The sequence below is a fragment of the Paenibacillus pinihumi DSM 23905 = JCM 16419 genome (assembly GCF_000422505.1).
GTDB classification, from domain to species: Bacteria; Bacillota; Bacilli; order Paenibacillales; family Paenibacillaceae; genus Paenibacillus_D; species Paenibacillus_D pinihumi.
Window position 1 is genome coordinate 1 of record NZ_AULX01000037.1, and the last position, 17,743, is coordinate 17,743.

Consider the following 17,743-nt stretch of genomic DNA (forward strand, 5'->3'; position numbering starts at 1 on the left):
TATTGCAATACGGCGAGCTTCGGCAACAGTTATGCGTGAGAATATGGCGGCCGGAATCAACGGGCGTAAGACGATTAATCGCGAAACAATGGTTGAAGTACGTAAGATTATAGGTGACACTACGGATAAAATCGCTATTTCAGCAGGCGGCCGCCGATGGAAGCCGGAAACGTACGTCGATATGGTTACGCGGACCAAAATGGCGGAGGCGCATCGGGAATCAACCGCAAATGAAGCAGTACAGCGCGGAGTATTTTACGGAGTTATTTCGCGACATGGCGCAACGGACGCCTGCTCGCGGTGGGAAGGACGTATCGTGAAGCTTACGATGGAGGCTCCGGGGGATTATCCGTATTTTCTCGACCTGCCTCGACGGGAAATATTTCATCCCAACTGCCGACATGTAATCACACCGATACGAAATCCGGAAAGCTTGCAGCAATAGCCAACAGACCGACCGAACGCACATGTCGTTAAACTGCGCGGATACGATAGCCGACGGGCTTTAAACGGTTGGAGGTACACGAATGACTAACGAAGATATGCAACGTAAATACATGCTTACACTCGATTTGCAGACGTTTTCCGAAGGCGATCCTGATCCGGAACCAATGTCGCCCATTACCGAACCAGAACCGAAACCGCTCACGATGACGCAGGACGAATTGGACGCGCTTATTGCGAAACGACTCGGACAGGAACGTAAAAAGTTTTCGGATTACGACGAACTGAAATCGAAGCTTACGGAGTTCGAGACTGCCGAATCTGAGCGGCAGAAGGCGGCTATGACGGAGCAGGAACGTGTTCAGGCGGAACTTACCGCAGCCAAGAAAGCGGCGGAAGAAGCCGAAGGGAAATCGGCAGCAGCATTGAAGGCCGCTAATGACCGCGTAATCAAAGCGGATTTCAAACTCGCGGCTGCTTCCGTTAATATCCGACCGGATGCGCTGGAAGATGCGTTTTTGCTGGCGGATAAGGCGGGAATTACGGTCGATGACGAAGGTAACGTGGCTGGCGTAAAAGAGGCGTTAGAAGCGTTGGTCGCGGCGAAACCGTACCTCGTCGAAGTGGCTACGCCAAACAAGCCGAAGACAATCGGCGAGCCGAATAATCCGGTGCAGGAACAGCGGAAGACGCTGGAGGCGCAGTTGGAAGACGCGAAGAAGCGGAAGGATTTCGGCAAAGTCGTGGAATTATCGAATACACTCGCAAACTTGAAGTAGAGGTCGGCCAATTACGGTCGGCCTTTTCTTATACACAAAAACAGAAATCAAGGGGGAAATAACGAATGTCTCAATTTACATTTACGTACGACTTTAAGGATCAAGTTCGCCAGCTCGAAGCAGGTATCTCGCTGATTATCAACGATGCGCCAACACTGCTCGGCCTGGTTGGTATTAACGGCGGCGAACCGCTGTTTCAAACGAAATATGAATGGATGTCCGATAACCTCAACTCCAACCGTGCAAACGTAGTGGCCGCAGCAGGCGCTTCCGACACTACGCTTAACGTAGCACCAGGCGACGGCGAGAAGTTCCGTGTCAACTCTATCATCGTAGCTGGTGAAGAGTACATGCAAGTAACTGCGGTAAACGCCGACGCAATCACAGTAGTTCGTGGATTTGACGGTACAACTGCGGCCGCAATCGCTAATGGTGACGGAATTCGTATCGTATCCCGTCCGCAACTCCAAGGCGCATTGCCTGGCGTTGACGAAGCGCACGACCGTTACACTGATTACAACTTTACGCAGATTATCGAGCGTTACGCGGCCGTGTCGGGTACACAAATGGCTGTCCGTACACACAACGTAACTAACGAGTTGAACTATCAAGTTGAGCTGCGTTTGAAAGAGTTGGCGCGCGAGCTGAATGATTGGTTGATCTACGGTCGCCGTATTCAAGGTCAAAAGAGCATTCCGTCCACGTCCGGCGGTCTGCTGTACTTCGCGGAGAAAAACGCATCCGCTAAACAGAACTTGTCTGGCGCAGAGGTATCGGCCAAGGCGATTAACGACTTGATGGAGCAGGTTTATTTGCGTGGAGGTAACGTAAACACGATCCTGACGAATACCGCGGGCGCTCGTCAAATCTCGAAATTGGCGAAGGATACCATCCGTACCGTACGTACCGACGAGACTACGGGTCACCGTATTTCTACGTTTGTATCTGACATCACTGGCGGTAACGAAGCGACTATCATCGTTGACCCGAACTTCCCGGTTAACAAAATCGCGCTGTTCGACCGCAGCATTCTTAAACTGTCTCCGCTGCAAGGCCGTAGCCTGTACGATGTGGACGCGTCTATTCCTGGTGCTGACTTCGTGGCTCGCCAGATTCGTGGGGAGTATGGTATCACCGTTAAAAATGCGAAGGAAAAAATCGCGATTCTCGAAAACATTAGCACATCGGTATCATAAACGAAGGTTATACGAGGGCTTCGCGGCCCTCTTTTTAACGTAAACCAAAACGGAGGTGTAATGATTGGTAACGTATCAAGGACCGTCTCATTACGCGGTCGACATCGAAGGCAAGACGGTACGATTTAATTGGTTTGGCGAGTACCGAACGGAAGATGAGGCGGAAATCGCGGTACTGGACGAACTCGCCCCGAAATGGATTACGCGGATTAGTGAGGTTAAGAACCCAGCGCCTGACGAGGCCGCTAATATTCCGGAGGTATCCGAGGAAGATGAGATTAAACCGGAGGAAGCGGGGACAAAGCCGGAAGTGAAGCCGACATCCCGCCGTAAATCCTCCGGTAAATAAGGAGGTAACGGCTTATGGCGGTTAATATTACGGACGCAGATTCGTACATTGCGGAATGGTGTATCGACTCGGAGGACTGGTCGGATAGTGACGAAGCGAGAAAACAGCGGATACTAAACGTCGCGTCTCGTCACTTGACGACCAAATACCCGAAACTTACGATACCAGACAACGCAGTGTACGAGTTTGGCAACGAATTATCCATCGCATTTAACGATTCTAACCGGCTACAGCAGCAGGGCGTCGCGGCGTTTTCCCTGACCGGCGTCGCATCCATGACGTTTAAGGATTGGGCCAAATCCGGACTTGACGCGTGGATATCCGATACGGTCCTCGATTTGATTTCGGCCGAAAACGGCGGAATATCGCTGTCCCGGCGGGCAATCCGCTGGACCGTGATATAGGAGGTGGCAGACAATGCCGATGGGAATTTCGCTGCGGCAGCAAGTAACCGTATATCCTCCGGACTCGGACGACCCGAATAACCCGACGCCTGGTTCCGATCCATTTACGTTGAGGTGCCGATTCGAGGATAAAACGGAAGTTGTATCGGACCGGCTCGGCCGTGACGTTGTAGCATCAGCCCGGATACTCTTCGATAAATTTGCGCTGGTAGACGATGCAGCCGAATACGAATATACGGACGAGAGTGGCATGACCCGTCGATACGGCGCGATAAAGACGGAGCGGAAACGGTGGTTGAATGGTAAAACGATACTAACGGTGGTGTATGTAAAATGAGCATTACGTTTGATACGAAGGGGTTTACGGCGGCCGTGGCGATTACTCAAAAGAAAGCGGCAGCCGCAGCCAAGGACGGAATGCATGACGCAATGGACAATTTACTTCGTCGTTCCCGCGAATTGGCTCCGCTGGATAAAGGGATTCTCCGTATGATGGCCTGGTCAGAGGTTACGGAGTCGGACGGAGTAGTCACGGGCGAGGTGTATTACAGCGTGGTCGAAAATAATGGAAATGGCCGTTTTAATTACGCGCTCAGGACCCATGAGATGGGCGAATTTAAGAATCCGACCACGCCCGGCACGCAACCGAAGTACCTCGAAAGGCCGCTAAAGGAAAATGCCGAGCGGTATCGTGACGAGATTGCCGCCGCGATTCGGAAGGAGTTGATGTAACGCGTGTTTACGATAGCGGAATTAAAAACAAACGTGGAAGCCGCCGTACCTTACACGTACTATATCAACGAGTTTCCGGCTACTGGCGCAGACAATTCGGCGTATGTACGGATCACTGGCGGGTTTGCTCCATCGCAATGGACGCCGCAGCTTCGGCCTTCGTTCCAAGTTGTAGTTCGTGCGAAGACTACGGTTCAGGCGGAGGCGACGGCACAGGCAATATGGGATACGTATCACCAACGGCGGGCGTTTACTATCGGCAGCCAACGTATTGTAGCGACGTTTGCCGATCAGCCTATTCCGTTATATCTCGGCGTGGACGACAATAGGCGGGCACAATACAGCGTCAATTTTACGGCGCGATTACTCAACAATTAAATAAACGTAGCTATACGGTCAGCCTTCGGGTTGGCCGTTTTTGTGCTGCGGACAGATAACAAGGGGGAAATAACACATGGCGGTAAACGCGGATAAAATTCAGCTCGGCCCTTGCAAGGTAACATTCGATTTTGGCGGGACTAAACCGGTTGTGTTTGCGCAGACGCAGGGCGGCGTTGTGCTGACATACGAGGAGACGACGCGGGACGTACCGGTGGATCAACTAGGATCGACGCCAGCCGACGTAATTATCACGGGCCGCACGGCTTCGATCGCGGTCCCAATCGTAGAGCACGATTTGGAAAAGTTGGCGGCGATTATTCCGGGAGCAAAGTTGGTAGTCGACGGGACCGACCCGACAAAGAAGCGTGTTGACGTAAATGCACTCGTCATTCAGCGGCTGTTTCCTTACGCGAAGAAAGTCAAACTTGAGCCGCTTGATTACAATGCGACCGTTGAGAATACGGTGATTCTCCATAAGGCGGCCCCGCAAACCAATCTCAACTATACGTACAGCTACGATAATGAACTCGTAACAAACACGACATTCCGAGCATTTCCGGACGAGAACGGTTTGTTAATCTCCTTCGGCGATCCTGACGCGGAAGAGTAAGCGAATAATCAAGTAAACAGGCGGCTCTTAACGGGGCCGCTATTTTTGTACCCGAAAGGAGCTAAACACGAAAATGAACGTGATTTCACGATTATTTAATAAATCCGATGCCGACTCGGTGGTTATCGGAGACAAAACGGTCCCCGTTCCGAAGCTAACTATCGCTAAATGGCGGCAGCTTTTTGACGTAGTGGAGGCGTTACCTCAAATTGCTATTACGATGCTTGCTGCGCGTGGTTCGGAGCAATTCACGGCAACCGTAATGGCTGCATTACAGCTTGTAGCAGACGAAGCAATCCGTATCGTATCGGTGCTTACGGAGCTTGACGCAGAGTACATCGAGGAGCATGCGACCATTAACGATGTTCTCGAATTCATCCGTCTGACAGCGGAGAAGAACGATTTGGAGTTGACGCTAAAAAACGTCAAAGCCGCTCTCGGCCGGTTCAAAACGGGTCCGGTTCAGGGCGGCGTGGCAAGCAATTAACGCTTGACGAATGGCTAATGGGCGCGGCCGTCCGGCTCGGCGTAAGTCAAATCGTACTTGAATCGGAGTTTTACATGATCGACCTGCCGGAATTGCTCCGGTACAAAGCGGCAGAGACGGCGGAGAACCGCTTGATGGCGTTACAAATCGGGTCAATGAGCCAGTGCACAGATAAGGACGTGTACGGGCGTTTTGTCGATCAATTACGGGCCGATTTGATAACCGGAGACGGAGCGGAGCCTGCCGAACAAGCGGACCGTCTTGACCGGAGCGCGCTCGAAAAGCTACGCGGCAAGATCGGAAATCGGACGAAAGGAGGTACGTAATAAGTGTCAGCAACGGAAATAGGTGCGATTAAGGCGCGGCTCGAATTGGACGCGGCAAACTTTAGGGCGGGCATGGATCGTGCGAAACAGGACTTAACCGGCGTGACAGAAAATGCGAAGCAGACGACGGCGGCGTTTAAGAAGATGTCGGAAACTCGGGATAACATCGATAAGCTGGCGGCCACTCTCGACAACGTTAACGCGCGGGCGGATATACAGAGGCGGAAGCTTGCGGAGTTACAGAGGCAGTATAAGGAAACGTTTGAGGACGGAGCCAAGGCGAAGATTAACGATAAGATCGTCAGTACGGAGGCGGCGTTGCTCTCGCTGACTAAGCAGTCCGACGCGACGGCTTCGAAAATCCACGAGCTGGAGGATAGCCTTAACTCGGCCGGAGACGGATTGGATAAGTTTGACGGTAAAGCTACGTCTGCGGTTACGAAACTGGGCGTGGCTTTTACGGCATTGACTGCGGCATACGCGGCGGTCATTACGAAGTCAGTCGAAGCGGCGGCCACTTTCGAGCAGAGTATGGCGAAAGTTAAAGCGGTGTCCGGTGCGACGGCTTCGGAGTTTAAACGGCTGCAAGATCAGGCGTTAGAGCTTGGGGCTACGACAGTGTTTACGGCAGGTCAAGCCGCAGATGCTCAGGGATACCTCGCTATTGCCGGTTTTAAGACCAACGAAATTATCGCGGCAATGCCCGGCGTACTCAATCTCGCCGCCGCTGCTCAGATGGACCTCGGACGGACAGCGGATATTGCTTCGAATATTCTTACGGGGTTCGGACTCAATGCCGAAAAGACCGGCCATGTAACGGATGTAATGGCGAAGGCTTTTACGTCGAGCAATACGAGTATGGAGCAGTTGGGCTACGCTATGAAATACGCAGCTCCTATCGCAGCGTCCACCGGAGTCACTATCGAGCAGACAGCGGCAGCTATCGGACGGCTCTCTGACGCCGGTATTCAGGGCGAAATGGCCGGTACGCAGCTCCGCGCGATCCTCCTCCGCCTGATTAAACCGGTCGGCGAGGCGAAGGACGTAATGGATCAGCTCGGAATTAAAACGAAGGACGCCGCCGGGAACATACTGCCATTTACGGATATTATCCGACAGCTCGAAGTTGCTCTCGGAGGATTAACTCAGGCTGCGCAAACGGAGGCCGCGGCTCTTATCGCAGGTACGGAGGCCGCTGCCGGATTGCTAACGTTGGTAAACGCAGGCGCGGATAATCTCAACGAATTCGCCGAACAACTCCGTAATGCAGGCGGGACAGCCGAGCGGATTGCGGAAACGCAAATGGACACGTTTAACGGAGCCGTAACCGAGATGAAATCCGCGTTGGAGGCCGTAGGTATTACGATTGGTAACGACTTTATTCCAATACTTCGGCAGGCGGCGGAGGCGGTTACGAGGACCTTGCTCGGATTTAACGAGATGGACGCAGGTATGAGGACATTCCTCATTACTTTACCAGCGGTAACCGGAGCCGTTGGATTAATCACTATATCTATTTACGCAATGGTTACGTCCTTAAAAGCCCTCGCTGCTGCGGCCGGAGTCGCTAATCTCTCGCTTGGGTGGGTCGGATTATTGGCGGTAGCCGTTGGTTCGCTCGGAGCTGCCTTCGCGGGCTATCAAGCGCAAGTGGCAGAGGCCGCCGAAGCACAGGCGGAATTCAACGCGCAACTATCAAAAGCCCCGTTCGAACGTACAGCCGACGATGTAAACACGTTAAAAGACCGTATCGAAGAATTAAACGGATTGCTCGAAAAGCAAGCGGACCTCGCTCGGAGGATCGAGGAGGCGCAGCCGGACGGGTTTTGGGCGAAGACTTGGCGAGTAATTGCCGGTAAATCCAGCGAGCTTAAAACGTTGGAAATCCAGCTGATGAAAGTCGAGCAGCAATTGGGAAATACGTTTGACGTAAAAACTCCGGAGGAAGCGGCGGAGCGGATCGCGGAACTTAACGGACAGATTAACGAATCGATTCCGGCTCTACATGAGCTGTTACGACAAGAGTTGGCGGAAGCTGCCGCTAAACAGGAGCAGATTATACAGTCCGAAAAGCTACTAGATCGGTACCGAGAGTTATCGCAGCAAGCGTCACTTACGGCGGACGAAAAGGCCGAGCTTACTCGTACTATTCAGCAACTGTCTGACCACTATCCGGACCTTAATGCCAAGTTGGACGATAACGGACGTCTCATGATTATGAATGAGGGGTATGTTCGTAGTCTTATTCAAGCCGAAAAGGACTCCGTACAAGATACAGTGAACAGTGCTGAGTCACGCACCGAAGCTTGGCGTATTGAAACGGAGAAGAAGCTGGAATACGCGAAGAAGCAGCTTGAAGCCCTACAACGGGTAGCCAAGGCGCAGTCGTTTGATGTTAGCGTTAAGAATCCGTATGGACTTGATGGTGGTGGGGCTTTTGGGCTTAGTGACACCGTAAAGAAAATGCTCGAAGATGACCGGAAGCGTCTTGAGAGCGAAGTTGATACGTACACAAAAGAAATTAACGCATTTGATTTGGACTTGGCGAAAATCCAAAACGGGACTTGGAATGCGGGCGGATCGGGCGGCGGATTAGGTACGGGATCAGGAACGATCAGCACCGGTAAGGATAAAAAGCCCGGAAAAGGGAAAACCGGCGGGGGCAAAAAGGAGAAATCGGCTGAACAGCTCGCACAGGAAGCGTATCGGGCCTCGTTACAGTACATCGAAAAGATGCGCTTGCAGAACCGTATGTCCGAGGAGCAGGAGTTGGCTGCGCTGGACAAACTGGCTGACCGTTATCAGAAGTATGACACGCTTTGGATCGACGCCACGAAACGCCGTAATCAGCTATCCGATCAGATGGCGGCGGCCGACAAGAAACGGGCCGACGACGAGAAGAGACGCGGCGAGGATGCGAAGCGGGCTGCGGAACGGCTTGCTCGTGAGAAATTCGATTCTTCCTCCGAATGGATCGAAATGGAAACGCGGCGGCTAACGGAAAAGGGCGCTTCCGAACGGGAAATCACCGACATGCAGCTTGCGGCGTGGACACGAGTCCGTAATCGCTACGAAAAGGATTCGGACTTTTATAAGCGAGCAGACAAAGAGATGTTCAATGCGCGGATGAATCTCCGTAAACAGGACGAACAGGCCGCGAAAGCTGCCGCTCAAGCCGCTGAGAAGTCCACGAAAGAGCTTACGAAGTCTGTTACGGATGCAATCGATAAACAACGGAAATCCGAGCTTGATGCGCTAGAGTCCCGGAAGCAGGCGGTCAAGGACCATTACGACGAAATGCTTCGGATTATCGACGAATTCGAACGGGGACGCGATCGAAAGAAGCTCGAGGATGAGGCGGAGAAGTACCGCTATGCTACGTCCGAGAAGGGCCGTAAACGTTACGAGGAACTCCAAGAGCAGCTCCGTAAGATGGATATCGAAGATAACAAGCGGGCGCTACAAAAGGAGCGGGACGATAAGCTGGCAGCGATGGATAAGCAGAAAGCGGACATCGACTCGTGGTATGCGGATTTAAAGTCGTCCATTGAAAATTTTAACGGGGACTTCATTTCGATTTATCGATTGACCGAGGACGAGCGATTCAAGGCGTTTGTGGATACGAACGCCAAGATTAAAGCGGAAATGGAACGGTTCAAGGCTGAAATGGCTGCGATAAATGCAGCAGCAGTCCCGGCCGATCCGTTGACACAGTCTACCGTTTACCAGATGCAGGCCAATTCTAATGCATGGAAGACGGCAGACGCTGCCGGAAAGGCTCGCCTGGAAGCGGAGAATCAGCGACTTGGAGCGCAGATCGGGGCCACGTATAACAGCAAGCAGGGCCGCTGGTACAAGGATGGCGTACCGCTCTATCATACGGGAGGTATTGCGGGTGAGCAGCCGTTTGCATCCGGCGAAAGACTGATGCCTGACGAGCTGACAGCGATACTCCGACGAGGCGAGCCTGTGCTGACTCCGCAGCAGATTACGCAGATTGTCGGCAGCAAGGCTGGTTCTGCTGCGCCGGGCAATACGGTCCATATCGAAAAAATGGTCGCTATGGAAATCACGAATCCGGTAATCGAAGATAACGTCGACCTTGACGCATACGGGAGAAATGCGAACGCTAAATCTGCTGAGCTGCTACGGCAGGTTTTGAGTGACGGAGGAGGGAGGTAATTGGACGGATTATACGGATTTACGTATAGGGGGCGGCATTGCTCGGAAATGGGCGTGCGGCTCCTTTCTTATACCGTTAACACGCCGGAACTGCGTGAGTATGCGGAGACGGTCGCCGGGCGGCCTGGCGAGTACGATTACGGCGCGGAGTGGGGCACGCGGGAAATCACCGTGAAGATTGACGTTATTCCTAATGGAGAATCGCTCAAGCGGCGGCAATCAAAGATATTGTCGTGGTTGTCTCCGGTTGATTCTGGCGCCGGACCATTGATATTTGACGAGGTCCCGGATACCCAATACAACGCCAAGCTTACAGGCCGATTCGGTATTGAGCAGCTTATCGTTGGTTACGGTGTACTCACGATTACGTTTAAATGTCACGATCCGTTCGGATATTCCACGTACTCGGTCGAGTCCATAACAGTAGACAGCGCCGTCCTAGTGGATACGGAGATTTCCGTTGATGCATCGTACACCTTTGCGGTTAATGGCCTTGCGACTCTTAACGTGGATAATTTCGGGGCTGAGCCAGTTAGGCCAGTGCTTGAGATTAGCGGATCATTTACAACGCTCACGGTTACACTAGGCGGCAAGACACTCACATTTGGGCAGCAAACGTCCGGTACGCTGGCTATCGACTTTAGTCGTTACTTGAGTTTGAGAAACGGGGTTCCGGTACCTGCGTCAGGGGATTACGGACAGTTACCTGCCGGGACATCTCCGGTTGTAATCGGTGGCACCGGTATTAATTGTACGGTGACATTCCGCTTCCGGACGAAATCATTATAGGAGGGCGAAACTATGGCGGAAATTGAGTTGATTAAAGGCGCGGATAACGGGAATCCGCCGGATACAATCGGGACAGCATACCCGAAGATAAATCGTAATACGACGAAACTAAATGACGGGTTGATCTCGGAGACTCAACAGCGGGAAGCTGCGGACTTGGCACACGCACAATCCGTTACAGCTCATGAAGCACAACAGATTACGTATGATGGAACCGTTGTCGCTGGTAATGTAAAGTTAGCTATTGACTCGGTACAGAAAACGATTGATCAACTGGTAGTTGAAGGAGATAGCGGGCCAGAAGCAGCGGCGGCAAGGTATAGCACGCCGTTTGATGAAAATTATGCAACTCTGAAAGGACGTTTGGATAAAGCTGATCAGCGTTGGATTAATCGCAGAGTTTTTAATGTGTTGGAATACGGTGCTTATGGGTATGGGACACATGATGACACAAATGCTATACAGTCGGCAATTGATGCTGCGGTTGATGTAGGTTGGTCCGGTGAGTTAGACAATAAACCAGTTGTTTTAATACCTAATGGAATTTACAGAGTAACCGGTTTAGTTATACCTCGCGGATTGACTATTAGCGGAAGTGCGACCTTACAGGTTATTGGCCAGGGAAACACAGGTATCCAATTGTTGGGAGCTTTGTATTGTATAATAAAAGGTTTAAAGATACTGCTAACCGAAGAGGGCCAAGTGGGGATAGAATTATCAGAAAACTCTCAGTTAAATACATTTAAAAACCTTTGGATTGAAGGCGGCTTTATAAAAGATACGACAGCGATAAAAATAGGAAGATCGTGGGTTAATTCATTTCACGATTGTAAGTTCTTTCGGACTGCTGATGGCGTTTCTTTCTTAGACCCTGATAGCAATGCCAACTTTTTCTATGGCTGCGAAATACGAAGTAACCTAAGTGACCCTAATAGCAAGATGGCCGTCCTTCATATCAACGGAAAAAACAATGCATTCATTGGCGGGGTAATTGAAAACTTCCGTGACGGAGTAGATGCTCGGGATGGAACTTTACTACTTAAAGGTGTCTATACAGAATCATTTGCTGTAGATCGACCTTTCCATCTGAGAAATGACGGGTCACTCACGTTCGACGGATGTTTAATTAAAGGAAAGGTACAGGTCCTTGGCGGTAAAATGATGCGAATCATAAATTGTGATATGAGCAAAGGAGGATTCTTAACTAATAACAATTCCCCTTTTGTACGATTTGATGCGGATGTACCAACAACAGTCATCATGTCAGGCAATGATATTTTGCCTGACTTCATCCATGCCCGTTTTGGATATTGGTTTAATCCATCTAACTCAACATGGGCTAAACGTTCTGCGGTAAATAAAAGAGAGAAATATCTTGATAGATCAGAGGCTACCACCGGCAAATTATCCGGCACAATCCCTAACATAACGGGTGACGGAACAGAGTACAACATTGCTTGGGGAGTAGCGGGTCTTGAATCTAATCCATATGGCGAGTTAGACGCATTAACTGGACTCTTTACACCGATTACAAATGGTAGGTTTAGAGTAAACGTAACGGTACGATTGTCAGGGGTAGAAGAAGCACATACCAATTGCGCTCTATATGTCAAAGAGACGGGTGTCGGGGCGCGTGTATATACTGTAGACGAAAAGCTTGGGTCACAAAGGGATGTAAACGGCCGTCTATTGCTTTCCGGGTCTGTAGTAATAGAAACGCAAAATTTACTTGGTATAAGAGTATCAGTAAGAGTGTTAGGCGGGGAAAAAACAGTGAATGTATATGATCCATCTAACCTAAGTGTCTGGAACTTTTATAGCATTGAAAGATTGGCATAATTTCGCAACTATGTTACTATAGTGGGGTTGTTTGTAAAAAAAATAGGAGAATAGTCATGAACATACTACCATTAAGAGAATACAAAGAAACCCCACTATTTTTAATTATCTTGTCTATTTGTTTTAGTTTCTATTACGTTGATTTAGGATTTGCCTTAAAACCATTCATGCTACTGTCTGCAGTGTTATTTGTCCTGTCCGTAAAAACTTTTGTTACACATTCCCTCTTTAAATACGAGATAGCTTTGCTTTGTTATTTTGCTTACTATTGTACGACCGGCATATTTGCAAAGTATCCAGCAGCAAGTCTTAGATTCATTTTTGGAGTGTTTTTAGTAATTTTCTGTTATTTTGTTATAAAATATTTTATGCATTTGGTAAGTATTAACGGGATTGAAAAGGCTATATTTATTAGTGGTTTTATCTTCAATGGTCTATCTGTGCTACTATATATTTTAGGAATTTTAAAGGTTGGATATATAGGCGGTAATCAAATTCGCGAACTAGGAGTACTTATGGATAGAGGATTCCCTAGACTGATAGGCTTAACGAGCGATCCGAATATATTCTGTTTTTATAATTTTATCTTCTTTTTTTACTACCTTACTCATTTGGATAAAAAGGGAGCTAAATTAGGCTTCTTACTAACCTCGGCTACAATGTTATTTTCTTTATCAAGGGGCGGTATTATCTCAGTTGTACTTGGTTTGTTGTTAATGTTTATTACGCTGAGTCTGAGCAAGAAAATAAAGATGATTGTGGGCGTAGGTTTTTCGGTTGTTGCATTAAATCTTTTTGTAAAAATCTTATTTAAAATTGATTTTATTCAACTGATTTTGGAACGATTTATGAATGGTGACGCAGGGAGCGGACGCATTGACATATGGGAAAAAGGGCTTGCCTTATTAGGTAATTACCCTTTCTTTGGAGTTGGTATAGGAAATTATCGTCCACATGTTATTGCAGAATACGGAAATGCAATTTACATGCATAACACATACATGGAAGCACTGGTTGAAGGTGGTTTTATTGGTTTATTTCTCTATAGTCTGATATTTATACTTGTCTTTATAACTTATTTCAAAAACAAATCAAAGCTAAATGATAAAGGCTACCTCATTTTCACTTTTACCGCAGTAGCGTTCATGATGTCTACTTACTCATTTATGGTCAATGAAATATTCTTTTTGGTACTAGCTTTGATATGGAGATATCTTTATGAAGCCCAAAGTAGCATTAAACAAAGTCGAAGTAGGAGGATAAGATGTCCATAAAATTCCGTTCACGCCTCGAACTCTATACGCCGCTGGCCCCGGATGTTCGCCTGATGCTGCCGGACGCCACGGAAGTCCGCGTAAAGGAAATAGTTAACGGGGAGAATTACGTAACATTCCTGTATCCGCGGATGTCCGACGACGGTATTCGTTACGCCGCGCTCCGGGAAGACGCTGAAATCCGGTTCCCTCCGGACATCGAGCGGGGCCAGCGGTACACGATCCGGCGGGTAGACGAGGTCCGCGAAGGGCTGCGGGTGTATAAGCGAGTAGAGGCGCATCATGTAGCGTTTGATCTCGGTAATTATTTTTACGATGGCTATATCGACTTTGCCGCGGCGAAGGACATAACGGAGATGTTGGGGCTATTAGGCTCCGGCACTCCGTTTTCTTTTGTGGCGGAAGGGAATTTTTCGAAACAGGATATTTTTGATTGGGGCGAGGATAAACGATTCAGTCTGCTCCAGACGCTACGGCAGCTCTATGAGGCGGAACTATCGTTTGATAACTACGAAATCACGCTGACCACCCGTAAAGGGGCCAACCGGGGAACCACCGTCCGGTACCGGCACAACTTGGCGGGTATCCAGCGTAACTCCCACACAATGGAGCGCATAACCCGGCTATACGGTTACGGGAAAAACGGACTTACTATCGAAGGGCTACCGGGACATCCCGTAAAGTATATCGATAGCCAATACTTTGACCCGAATAATCCGTTTGAAGCGAAGGTTGAGTTTGCGGAGATTGAAGTACAATCCCAGCTGCTGGCGGAGATGAAAAAGCACCTTGCTAAGTACGAACTGCCGAACGTCTCCTATAACATCGACTACGTTCAGCTCGAAAAGATCGACCCGGACTTCGAACCGCTCCGGCTGCAGGAAGCTGGCGATACAGTTACGGTCTATGACGATGACTTAGGCTATGCCTTTGATGCCCGGGCCATAGAATACGAGCGGTATCCATTCGAACCAAAGCGGGGCCGCGTCACCCTAGCGAACTTCCGCCCGATGAAGGATACGGACTATATCTTCCAGGCTACGGTCGGCAGCCGGAAGGCGATATCCTTTACGAACAAGCAATCCGTATTAAAAGGCCAGAAATACGACGATTCCGTTACGATTGCGGACGGCTTCGGCATTACCATTTCGGACGATATGAACCGAAAGCGTGTCATGCTCGGGCAGTATGAGCCAGGTGAATATGGTTTAATTGTGCTGAACAAGGATGGCGACCGTACGATATGGCTTGACGATAGCGGGGACGTAGTGATTTCCGGTACATTGCAGGCTGCGGTCATCAATGGCGGAATCATTAACGGAGCGGAGGTTAAAGGCGGAGTTATTACGGGGGCATTGATTCAGACGAAGGACTACGGACAGTATCCCCGGATTGAGTTAAGTTCAAGCGGAAACCTTCTTACGGCTTCACTCAACGCCAGTGAGTCTATCGCTATAAGTCCGAGTCTTACCGGATCGCCCACCTTCCTGTTGACCAGTGACGGTCAGCTTTCCGGGATTTTGTCTTTCATACAAGGTTACGGATTGATGCTCCAATCATCCCGATATGACTTATTCATTAATTCAGCTAGAGCTATTAGACTAAGCCCCAGCTCGGGTAATTCTGTGTTTGTCCCAAGTTGGTCCCGATTAGTAGAAGAGTTGACAGGCCGCTCACTTCAACAGGAACTATCCGGATTAAGCAACGCTTGGGCGCTGCAGGCCTATCAAATATCCGATTTGCAACAGAGAGTAGCGGCACTTGGCGGTTGATGGTATAATTTACGTAAATATACCAAACGAACGGAGAGTGTCGCTATGAAAAAATTCGTAGTAGGCGTAGTTGTAGGAGCAGCGTTAACATTATCGGTGACGGCTGCGGCCGACTCCCTTAGTTACGTCGGAAAGAAAGTTACAAGCGAGACGGCAGTTTTTCTTGATGGGATGCCGTTTGATACTGCGGCAATAGTAGACGGGACCAGCCTCGCTCCTATACGTAGGGTTTACGAGACTGCTGGGTATAAAGTGACGTACAAGGACGGGAAAGTTTATTTGGAATCTCCTAAAACAGCGAGTAATGGAGGGGATAGTTTGAATACTCATTCTCCTGATAAAAAAGAGAGTGGAGTCTCTCCGACAGAAGAGGAGCAGCCGAATGTTAAAGCAATTGAGACGAAAATCTCATTCCTGGGTGCAGACATTTGGTCATTGAATCTCCGCTTAAACCCAGTTTCGGGAACTCCAGAGTCTGAGAAGCCTGCAATTCGTGAAGAATTGGCAGCAAAAGAGAAAGAAAAAGCAGAACTTGAAAAGAGATTAGCAGAACTAAAAGCTTCCCAAATTAACTAACATTAACACGCGTTTACAGGTCGTCTACATTACGTAGGCGGCCTTTTTAATTTACGAAAAAGGTGGCGTAAACATGGCGCAAATCACGCATAAACTCGAAATCCTCGTCAATGCAGGCGAGCCGGTTTCCGAAATTAAGAACGTAATCAACGGTTTCCTCCAGTTGCATCCCGGCCGGGAATCCGAAATCCTATCCGAACTGAAAGCGGAGATAGACGCGGCCCTAGCGGTTTTTAACGTAGACAAAGAGGAGGCGTCCGAATGATGAACTTTCTTACGGTAAATCCCGGAACGGGCGTAGCGGCGGGCGGAATCGGCGCGGTAATCGGATTCGCATTCGGCGGATGGTCGGAGGCACTTACGTTTCTCTTAATCGCGATGGTCGTCGATATCATATCCGGAGTCACGGCTTCGCTTAAGGAGGGCCGCGGGCTTAACTCGGCGGTGGCCTCCGTGGGCCTGGCGAAAAAGGGACTCATGCTGCTCGTAATTATCCTGGCGCACCGGATCGACGTGCTGCTTGAGCTTAACGCTGTGGTCATCGCGGCCACGGCGTATTTTTATATCGCGAATGAACTCGTAAGTATAACCGAGAATATCGGGCGGGCGGGCCTCGCGCTGCCGGATAAGATTACGGATATTATCGAGGTTTTGAAGCGGAAGGGCGACGCGGCCTCGAAAGGAGACGATAAATGATGAAAATTGCGATTGATGCCGGTCATGGTCCGAATACCGCAGGCAAACGATGCCCGGACGATAGTATGCGGGAATTTGCGTTCAACGCCGCGGTCGCCTATTACGTGCGGGAGGACCTCGTAAAGTATTCCGGCGTATCCGTCCTGTTTACACACGCTGCGGACGGCAGCCGAGACGTTCCCTTATCGGAAAGGGTGCGGGCAGCAAACGGTTGGTCGGCGGATATCTTCGTGTCCATTCATGCAAATGCGGCCGGTAACGGGTGGAGCGATGCTAGCGGAATCGAGACGTTTGCTTCCGTGAATGCTTCGGCGGCTTCCGTCAAATTGGCCGAAGCCGTACAGCGGAGGCTCATCGAGGAAACTGGCCGACGGGACCGCGGCGTAAAGAGATCGGACTTTTACGTAATCAAAAATACCGCCATGCCTGCGATTCTGGTCGAGGCCGGCTTCATGACGAACCGGACGGAAGCGGAGCTGTTGAAATCGGACGGATACAGGCGTAAGGTCGCGACGGCTATCGTTGGGGCAATCGTACGATTGTACGGACTGAAACCGAAGGAGGAACCGAAAGTGATCGAGGAGCCCGAGAAAGCCGGCAGGCTCGAAGCCACCGTAAAAGTAAACGGGACTGCATTAGCCGAAAAAGGCTACGTGGAGAAAGGTGTTACTTACGTGCCGGTTCGGGCCGTAGCCGAAGCGTTGGGCGCGAAGGTGAAGTGGGATGGCGCGGCGAAGACGGTGGAGATTACGAGGTAGTGCGGTATATTTTGCTTGAAATCCGCGGCTCCTTTGGGTACAATACGATTAGCGAGATTGGTCGTTAGAGGCGTGGAACAATAACAATCCCCCGAGCGATTATCAACCCACAATACCGTGCGAAAACGTTGATTTAACGGGCTTTTTGC

At 50.0% G+C, this 17,743-nt stretch carries 20 protein-coding genes; all 20 read left to right on the plus strand.

Annotated features, from left to right (window positions below; translation table 11 throughout):
- Positions 1-445: phage minor capsid protein (locus H583_RS0112915; RefSeq protein WP_028560841.1), on the plus strand; the 445-nt coding region annotated here is incomplete at its 5' end.
- A gap of 82 nt (positions 446-527) precedes the next feature.
- Complete coding sequence (locus tag H583_RS0112920; protein WP_028560842.1) at positions 528-1,223, plus strand: phage scaffolding protein; 696 nt, start codon at positions 528-530, stop codon at positions 1,221-1,223.
- A gap of 65 nt (positions 1,224-1,288) precedes the next feature.
- On the plus strand, positions 1,289-2,419 hold the full coding sequence (locus H583_RS0112925; RefSeq protein WP_028560843.1) for an SU10 major capsid protein: 1,131 nt from the start codon (positions 1,289-1,291) through the stop codon (positions 2,417-2,419).
- Positions 2,420-2,483: 64 nt separating this feature from the next.
- On the plus strand, positions 2,484-2,768 hold the full coding sequence (locus H583_RS37180) for a hypothetical protein (RefSeq protein ID WP_051236407.1): 285 nt from the start codon (positions 2,484-2,486) through the stop codon (positions 2,766-2,768).
- 14 nt (positions 2,769-2,782) lie between these two features.
- Positions 2,783-3,172: a hypothetical protein gene (locus tag H583_RS0112935; RefSeq protein WP_028560844.1), complete on the plus strand. Its 390-nt coding sequence runs from the start codon at positions 2,783-2,785 to the stop codon at positions 3,170-3,172.
- Between the two features lie 13 nt (positions 3,173-3,185).
- Positions 3,186-3,509: a hypothetical protein gene (locus H583_RS32785; RefSeq protein WP_051236408.1), complete on the plus strand. Its 324-nt coding sequence runs from the start codon at positions 3,186-3,188 to the stop codon at positions 3,507-3,509.
- Positions 3,506-3,904, plus strand: a complete 399-nt coding sequence (locus tag H583_RS0112945) for a hypothetical protein (protein ID WP_028560845.1) — start codon at positions 3,506-3,508, stop codon at positions 3,902-3,904. Before H583_RS32785 ends, H583_RS0112945 begins: the two co-directional genes overlap by 4 nt.
- A gap of 3 nt (positions 3,905-3,907) precedes the next feature.
- A complete protein-coding gene (locus H583_RS0112950; RefSeq protein ID WP_028560846.1) occupies positions 3,908-4,282 on the plus strand; it encodes a minor capsid protein in 375 nt (124 codons plus the stop codon).
- Between the two features lie 76 nt (positions 4,283-4,358).
- The gene (locus H583_RS32790) at positions 4,359-4,895 is read left to right on the plus strand and encodes a hypothetical protein (RefSeq protein ID WP_051236410.1); all 537 of its coding nucleotides are present in this window, start codon (positions 4,359-4,361) and stop codon (positions 4,893-4,895) included.
- 73 nt (positions 4,896-4,968) lie between these two features.
- Entirely contained in the window at positions 4,969-5,382 is a 414-nt protein-coding gene (locus H583_RS32795; RefSeq protein WP_051236412.1) for a hypothetical protein, read from the plus strand.
- Between the two features lie 74 nt (positions 5,383-5,456).
- On the plus strand, positions 5,457-5,708 hold the full coding sequence (locus tag H583_RS0112965; RefSeq protein ID WP_154665878.1) for a hypothetical protein: 252 nt from the start codon (positions 5,457-5,459) through the stop codon (positions 5,706-5,708).
- Between the two features lie 3 nt (positions 5,709-5,711).
- The gene (locus H583_RS35320) at positions 5,712-9,890 is read left to right on the plus strand and encodes a phage tail tape measure protein (protein ID WP_051236414.1); all 4,179 of its coding nucleotides are present in this window, start codon (positions 5,712-5,714) and stop codon (positions 9,888-9,890) included.
- Positions 9,891-10,679: a distal tail protein Dit gene (locus tag H583_RS0112975; RefSeq protein WP_028560848.1), complete on the plus strand. Its 789-nt coding sequence runs from the start codon at positions 9,891-9,893 to the stop codon at positions 10,677-10,679. It begins immediately after the preceding gene.
- A gap of 12 nt (positions 10,680-10,691) precedes the next feature.
- Entirely contained in the window at positions 10,692-12,518 is a 1,827-nt protein-coding gene (locus H583_RS0112980) for a glycosyl hydrolase family 28-related protein (protein WP_028560849.1), read from the plus strand.
- 56 nt (positions 12,519-12,574) lie between these two features.
- A complete protein-coding gene (locus H583_RS0112985) occupies positions 12,575-13,792 on the plus strand; it encodes an O-antigen ligase family protein (protein WP_028560850.1) in 1,218 nt (405 codons plus the stop codon).
- Positions 13,783-15,564 (plus strand): phage tail spike protein, encoded by a 1,782-nt coding sequence (locus H583_RS0112990; protein ID WP_028560851.1) that lies wholly within the window; start codon positions 13,783-13,785, stop codon positions 15,562-15,564. Before H583_RS0112985 ends, H583_RS0112990 begins: the two co-directional genes overlap by 10 nt.
- A 45-nt stretch (positions 15,565-15,609) precedes the next feature.
- Positions 15,610-16,140, plus strand: a complete 531-nt coding sequence (locus H583_RS0112995; protein WP_028560852.1) for a hypothetical protein — start codon at positions 15,610-15,612, stop codon at positions 16,138-16,140.
- Between the two features lie 73 nt (positions 16,141-16,213).
- Complete coding sequence (locus tag H583_RS0113000) at positions 16,214-16,405, plus strand: hypothetical protein (protein ID WP_028560853.1); 192 nt, start codon at positions 16,214-16,216, stop codon at positions 16,403-16,405.
- Positions 16,402-16,836 carry a phage holin family protein gene (locus H583_RS0113005; RefSeq protein ID WP_342663525.1) on the plus strand — a complete coding sequence of 145 codons (435 nt, stop codon included), beginning with the start codon at positions 16,402-16,404 and terminating at the stop codon, positions 16,834-16,836. Before H583_RS0113000 ends, H583_RS0113005 begins: the two co-directional genes overlap by 4 nt.
- Positions 16,833-17,594, plus strand: coding sequence for an N-acetylmuramoyl-L-alanine amidase (locus H583_RS32805; protein ID WP_245585911.1), 762 nt, complete (start codon positions 16,833-16,835; stop codon positions 17,592-17,594). The genes H583_RS0113005 and H583_RS32805 overlap by 4 nt, the downstream gene beginning before the upstream one ends.
- Positions 17,595-17,743: the final 149 nt, after the last annotated feature.

Excerpts from the sequence above, each read along its gene's own strand:
- H583_RS0112920 (WP_028560842.1), top strand. The coding sequence starts at position 528 with ATGACTAACGAAGATATGCAACGTAAATACATGCTTACACTCGATTTG.
- H583_RS0112925 (WP_028560843.1), top strand. The coding sequence starts at position 1,289 with ATGTCTCAATTTACATTTACGTACGACTTTAAGGATCAAGTTCGCCAG.
- H583_RS0112935 (WP_028560844.1), top strand. The coding sequence starts at position 2,783 with ATGGCGGTTAATATTACGGACGCAGATTCGTACATTGCGGAATGGTGT.
- H583_RS32785 (WP_051236408.1), top strand. The coding sequence starts at position 3,186 with ATGCCGATGGGAATTTCGCTGCGGCAGCAAGTAACCGTATATCCTCCG.
- H583_RS0112945 (WP_028560845.1), top strand. The coding sequence starts at position 3,506 with ATGAGCATTACGTTTGATACGAAGGGGTTTACGGCGGCCGTGGCGATT.
- H583_RS32790 (WP_051236410.1), top strand. The coding sequence starts at position 4,359 with ATGGCGGTAAACGCGGATAAAATTCAGCTCGGCCCTTGCAAGGTAACA.
- H583_RS32795 (WP_051236412.1), top strand. The coding sequence starts at position 4,969 with ATGAACGTGATTTCACGATTATTTAATAAATCCGATGCCGACTCGGTG.
- H583_RS0112965 (WP_154665878.1), top strand. The coding sequence starts at position 5,457 with ATGATCGACCTGCCGGAATTGCTCCGGTACAAAGCGGCAGAGACGGCG.
- H583_RS0112980 (WP_028560849.1), top strand. The coding sequence starts at position 10,692 with ATGGCGGAAATTGAGTTGATTAAAGGCGCGGATAACGGGAATCCGCCG.
- H583_RS0112985 (WP_028560850.1), top strand. The coding sequence starts at position 12,575 with ATGAACATACTACCATTAAGAGAATACAAAGAAACCCCACTATTTTTA.
- H583_RS0112990 (WP_028560851.1), top strand. The coding sequence starts at position 13,783 with ATGTCCATAAAATTCCGTTCACGCCTCGAACTCTATACGCCGCTGGCC.
- H583_RS0112995 (WP_028560852.1), top strand. The coding sequence starts at position 15,610 with ATGAAAAAATTCGTAGTAGGCGTAGTTGTAGGAGCAGCGTTAACATTA.
- H583_RS0113000 (WP_028560853.1), top strand. The coding sequence starts at position 16,214 with ATGGCGCAAATCACGCATAAACTCGAAATCCTCGTCAATGCAGGCGAG.
- H583_RS0113005 (WP_342663525.1), top strand. The coding sequence starts at position 16,402 with ATGATGAACTTTCTTACGGTAAATCCCGGAACGGGCGTAGCGGCGGGC.
- H583_RS32805 (WP_245585911.1), top strand. The coding sequence starts at position 16,833 with ATGATGAAAATTGCGATTGATGCCGGTCATGGTCCGAATACCGCAGGC.